The sequence below is a fragment of the Legionellales bacterium genome (assembly GCA_026125385.1).
In the GTDB taxonomy this organism is placed as follows: domain Bacteria; phylum Pseudomonadota; class Gammaproteobacteria; order JAHCLG01; family JAHCLG01; genus JAHCLG01.
Window position 1 is genome coordinate 1 of record JAHCLG010000067.1, and the last position, 2,521, is coordinate 2,521.

The 2,521-nt window shown below is 40.8% G+C and carries 2 protein-coding genes and 2 tRNA genes; 1 reads left to right on the forward strand and 3 read right to left on the reverse strand.

Translation table 11 applies throughout. The annotated features are described in order from the left end of the window. Window positions 1-19: 19 nt before the first annotated feature. Window positions 20-1,420 (reverse strand): glutamate--tRNA ligase, encoded by a 1,401-nt coding sequence (gene gltX / locus KIT27_12405; GenBank protein MCW5590447.1) that lies wholly within the window; start codon window positions 1,418-1,420, stop codon window positions 20-22. A 189-nt stretch (window positions 1,421-1,609) separates the two neighbouring features. On the opposite strand from gltX, the gene KIT27_12410 reads away from it, so the two are divergent. Further along, window positions 1,610-1,684 (forward strand) — tRNA-Val (locus KIT27_12410). 264 nt (window positions 1,685-1,948) lie between these two features. Here the strand turns inward: KIT27_12410 and KIT27_12415 are convergent. Together KIT27_12415 and KIT27_12420 are read right to left on the reverse strand one after the other, a co-directional pair. Further along, window positions 1,949-2,024, reverse strand: a tRNA-Val gene (locus tag KIT27_12415). Between the two features lie 12 nt (window positions 2,025-2,036). Then, on the reverse strand, window positions 2,037-2,324 hold the full coding sequence (locus KIT27_12420) for an HU family DNA-binding protein (GenBank protein ID MCW5590448.1): 288 nt from the start codon (window positions 2,322-2,324) through the stop codon (window positions 2,037-2,039). Between the last annotated feature and the right edge of the window lie 197 nt (window positions 2,325-2,521).

The following is a 2,521-nucleotide window of genomic DNA, read 5'->3' on the forward strand; positions in this document are numbered from 1 at the left end:
GTTTATTTGATCAAAATTTTTAGCTGTTAATACAGTGAGTTAATAATGCGTTTATTCGCTGTAAGGTTTTTTCGCGACCGATTAACGCTAAGGTAATATCTAATGAAGGTGAGATAGTACTTCCAGTTACCGCAATGCGAATGGGCTGGGCAATTTTTCCAAACTTAATACCTGTTGAGGTTACTACGGCTTCTAATTGTTGATGAATAGTCTCTTTATTCCAGATGGAAAGCTCCGTTAATTTTTCCAAAAATAATGTTAACGCCGGCAGGATTTCAGGTTTAACGTGTTTTTGCAGTTCCGTTTCATCATAGTGAATATTATCTACATAAAAATAGCGACTTTTTTCTGCCATTTCAACCAAGGTTTTACAACGCTCGGCCTGAGCTTTAACAATTTCAGTTAAGGGCGGCTGAGTAATATTATTAATCCCTATTTTTGAAAATTGATAAGCGAGTTCCTCAGCCACTTTTTCTGCCGGTTGTGTTTTTTGATAATGTTGGTTAAGCCATAATAATTTATCAGGATTAATACTGGCCGCGGATTTATTTAATCCTTTAAAATCGAATAACTCACAAATATGAGCTGGCGTTAGAATTTCCTCATCACCGTGCGACCAGCCAAGACGAATTAAATAATTTAATAACGCTTGCGGGAGATAGCCCTCCTCGCGATATTGCATCACACTCACCGCACCATGGCGTTTTGATAAGCGTTTACCATCGGGGCCTAAAATCATCGGCACATGGGCATAAACAGGTACGTTACCTTTTAAAGCGTGAAGAATATTAATTTGTCTGGGTGTGTTGTTAATATGATCGTCACCACGAATAACATGGGTGATTTTCATGTCCATATCATCAATTACCACGCAAAAATTATAGGTAGGAATGCCGTCACTGCGTACTAAAATAATGTCGTCTAATTCTGCATTGGCAATAGTAATATCACCATGCACTTCATCATGAAAATGAACATGGCCTTCTTGTGGGTTGCGAAAGCGAATCACGCATTTTTGAATATCATCCCCTAATTGTAAATCGCGACAGTGCCCATCGTAACGGGGTTTTTCACCTTGAGCAATTTGCGCTTCACGCAATGCTGCTAAACGTTCGACACTACATTGACAACGATAAGCCAAACATTGATTTAATAACTCTTCTGCAATGTGTTTATAGCGATCCCAACGCGAGCTTTGATAAACAACCTCACCATCATGATGCAATTCCAACCAACCCATACCATCTAAAATGGCTTGGGTGGATTCTGCAGTAGAACGCTCTTGATCGGTATCTTCTACGCGTAAATAAAATTCACCTTGATGATGCCGCGCATAAGCCCAATTAAATAACGCCGTGCGCGCACCACCGATATGAAGATATCCCGTTGGACTAGGAGCAAAACGAGTACGAACGACCACAATGATTCCTTAACATTTTTAAAGAAGGTTATTCTAGCAAAAGCCACAATAAAATTACTATAAATAATGGAATCATCAAAAATTGTTTGCTAGAATGCCGAACCTTATTGAACACACCCGTGCGTGTTGTTTGGTGAGAAATATTCTTAAGTCGCGCCAGGATGGCATCTAAGATCGTTTTAGTATAACGGGCGATTAGCTCAGAGGTAGAGCACTGCCTTCACACGGCAGGGGTCAGTGGTTCGATCCCACTATCGCCCACCAGTAATTTCCACAGCTTGAGAATTAACTTGTAGCTCTACAACACGCTCCACTCCATCTCCCTTGAACCGCTTTAAGATAATATTCACGCGCTTTTAGATCGTTAATCTTGCTTAAAATAATGAGGTTTTGTCTCAAAGGAATTTCTTCAACGAATCGTTGGAGACTTTGAACAGGCTCTTATACTCACGGTAAAATTGGAGCAATTCGATCTTTAGATTAAAAAAAAGGCTTACACTCGATGAGTTGTAAGCCTTTGCTTATTCATGGTGGGTGCTGCAGGGATCGAACCTGCGACCCTCGCCTTGTAAGGGCGATGCTCTACCAGCTGAGCTAAGCACCCAATTTAACTTGATTATTCCACGGCCTCTGTTTGTACTGCATCTTTTAATGCTTTGCCGGCTTTGAAATTAGGCACCTTGCAGGCCTTAATTTCAATTGTTTCACCTGTACGTGGGTTACGGCCTTGACGTGCAGGACGTTCTTTTACGGTGAACGTGCCAAATCCTAATAATGATACCGTTTCATCACGACTTAAGGCGTTAGTAATGTTTTCTAACACTGCGTCTAGAGCACGATTAGCAGCCGCTTTGGAAATGTCTGCCGAGCTTGAAATAATATCGATTAATTCTGACTTGTTCATTCTATCCCCTGTACGTGTTAAGTGTGTGACTAAAAAATCTACGTCAAATTCTTGCTTCAGAATCCATTCATTTAGGGGGTAGATTTAAACCGATGCAGTATCATTGTGTCAAGCAGAATTCCCATTTTTTATGAATTATTTTTTGTAGCCTGGAACGGAGCTTAGCGAGTAGCCTGGAACGGAGCGCAGCGGAGATC